Genomic DNA, 2,915 nt, shown 5'->3' with positions numbered 1-2,915 from the left:
AAGAAATAGACAAATGCTGAGAGGATAACGATAAATAGCACTGCTAGGGTTAGTTGGATCTTTAGGAGGGGCATAGTCTGGCTCGTGAAAGTATCGGCATTTATCGCAGCAACTGCGAGCCAGCCGTCGTCGTTTATAGGCAAAATTTTAGCCAAGACATTTTCATTTTTTGCATTTTTATAAGAGATTAGTCCGTTTTCATCAAAGTCTTTACTTGCAAATTTAGCAGCCAAGGTCTTAGTCGCTTCAACAGAACTGTTTATAAGACTTTCATCATCATGTAATAAGATAACACCATCTTTGTCCATAAAATAGACATAGCCAAACTCAGTTTTACCCATCTTTAGAAGCTTTTTACTTAAAAGCCTGATATTAACATCAGTAAATGTAGCTCCCAAAAGCTTGCCGTCCTCCGTTATCGGAGTAGAGAAAGTCATGCATAAGTCGTGCTCTGGGGCGACCATGTCTATATATGGCTTTGTAAAGATAGTTTTTCCACTACTTTTTGCAGCGATATACCAGCCCCTGCCCCTTGGTTCGTATTTATCTTTTTCTGGGGTTAAGGTTTTACCATTTGAGCCATAAGTATAGCCGTTGCTCTCTGCTGCAAAATAGGCACCTATGACTATTGATTTTAAATTTTCTTTTGTAGACTTTAAACGAGCAAGAATTTCATCTTTGTTATCCACACTGCCCACTAGCTTGCTAGCTAGCTTTTGCGAGTCCTCCATGTAGTCATCAATAAAACTTTGCGTCACAGACTTTATGTCAGATAGAATTTGATCTTGGTTTTGGCTGATCAGCTTCACCACCTCCTCTTTTGCGTTAAAGTAGCTAACAGCCGACATCGCAGCAAAGCATACACTCAAAAGAACAATAAGCGTCAATGCGATCTTGTTTGATATAGATCTCATTTCATCCTCCTTGTGAAATATTAGTAGAATTATAAAATTTAAAATATAAATTTAATCTTTAATTTTAAATAATATTTTATATTAAATAGTGATTAAATCTATAAATATAACGTAAATTAGCGATATATTAGAAATTTTTTAATTAAATTTGATTTATTTTATAAAATATATTTGAAGTAAAATATTTAATTTTTAGCATTAAAACTGGTTTATAAATTAAAATTATGCTAGATAACCTTAAACAAAATAGAAACTTCTTAAATTTAATGCATAATACTAATTTAAATGCGTGTTATCTGTAAAAAAAATGATGTAGAAAGTATTATAAAATTTAGCCAGAAACCAAGCCGAACTGGCTAAATTTGGTGATATTTAAATTTCTTTATAACCGACTATATTTAGCCCAAAACCAGCTAAGCTTACAAATTCTTTATTTTTATTTGAGCTTAAAAGTTCGATATCCTTTACGCCAAAGTGATTTAAAATTTGCGCTCCGATGCCATAGTCTTTGCTTGTGTTTGAGTTGTCGCTATCTAAAAAGATCAAAATTCCACCATGTTGGCTTAAAAATTTGATAGTTTTTAAAAGCTCTTCATATTTTGGACTGCTCAAAAGCTCGTGATCAGCAAGGATCTTTTGAAATTTGACATTTGCCTTGCTCTTTGGCTCACCAAAAAGATAAGCTGAGTGAATTTTACCTTTGTGATCTGTGATATCGTATCTTATAGCTGCGCAGTCTGCGATCATAACGTCACTTTTTTCGCCAACTCTTATGAGGCTTTCATGGCTTAGCCTATACTCGACCAGGTCAGAAACGCTGATCATATTTAGACCAAATTTCTTACAAAACTCCTCTAAATAATCACGCCTTGCCATAGTGCCATCTTCTTTTACGATCTCGCATATCGAAGCCATCGGAGCAACACCTGCAAGCTTACAAAGATCGACCGAGCCCTCGGTGTGGCCTGTGCGAACGAGCACACCGCCATTTTTGGCGATAAGCGGGAAGATGTGTCCTGGGCGCACGAAGTCTTCAGGCTTTGAGCTAGCATCAGCCGCAAGCCTGATCGTCATATCGCGCTCGTATGCGCTAACGCCCGTTGTTGCGTCTTTTGCGTCGATCGTAACTGTAAAAGCTGTCTCGTGGCTTGATGTATTTTTGGCTACCATTAGCGGCAGATCAAGCCTTTTTGCGTTTGCCTCATCCATCGCAAGACAGAGCACACCCTTTGCATGAGTGATAGCAAAATTTACCTTTTGCATGTCACTGCTAGCTGCTGAAAAGACCAGATCGCCCTCATTTTCGCGGTCCTCATCATCAACCATGACGACCATTTTGCCATTTTTTATATCCTCAATCGCTCTTAATACATTTTCAAGTGCCATAATTATCCTTTTATAAATTTTTACGATTATATTGATATTTTGATAATCAAAAGATAAAAATAATATTTTTTCTTTGCCGGTAACCACTTTTGAGAAAAAATAGAATTTACACCAAAAATTTAAGCTTTTGAGGTTGAATTTAACTATATGATAAGATGGTTTTATCTGCTAAAAGTATAAAAATTAATTGTATATTTGCATGATAAAGCGATTTTTGACTTTAAATTTTAAAATATGCCTTAATATCAGGCAACAACAAGTTGTTATTTTAGCTTATTAATAGCACTATAAAAATAATTGAAATTTTATATTAAATTTGTTTTTAAAATTTAAATATTCTTTGTTTAGAAAATCGATTGGAAATTGGGCTTTTATAGTTATTTTTGCTATAAAAACTAAAAATTTTTAATAGAGAGAAATATATTTTGAATTTTATAAGGGTAATATTATGTATTATTTTACATATTATTTAACAAAATATTTTTATAAAAATTTTACATTAAATTTAAAAAAACAAAAAAATAGAAAAAATTTAAAAGTAGATGGCGCAGCGGACGGGGCTCGAACCCGCGACCTCCGCCGTGACAGGGCGGCATTCTAACCAACTGAACTACC

General features: G+C 34.3%; 2 protein-coding genes. Both read right to left on the bottom strand.

Annotation, left to right across the window (positions count from 1 at the left end; all coding sequences use genetic code 11):
• Positions 1 to 914 (bottom strand): cache domain-containing protein (locus CVT14_RS10480; RefSeq protein WP_107850306.1); only part of this gene is annotated, 914 nt, incomplete at its 3' end.
• Positions 915 to 1,286: 372 nt separating this feature from the next.
• Entirely contained in the window at positions 1,287 to 2,300 is a 1,014-nt protein-coding gene (locus CVT14_RS10475; RefSeq protein WP_107850305.1) for a bifunctional 3,4-dihydroxy-2-butanone 4-phosphate synthase/GTP cyclohydrolase II, read from the bottom strand.
• Positions 2,301 to 2,915: the final 615 nt, after the last annotated feature.

This window comes from Campylobacter concisus (genome assembly GCF_003048445.1).
Classification (GTDB): domain Bacteria; phylum Campylobacterota; class Campylobacteria; order Campylobacterales; family Campylobacteraceae; genus Campylobacter_A; species Campylobacter_A concisus_BF.
Note: the sequence above shows the minus strand (reverse complement) of the source record. Positions and strands in the feature narration are given on the sequence as shown.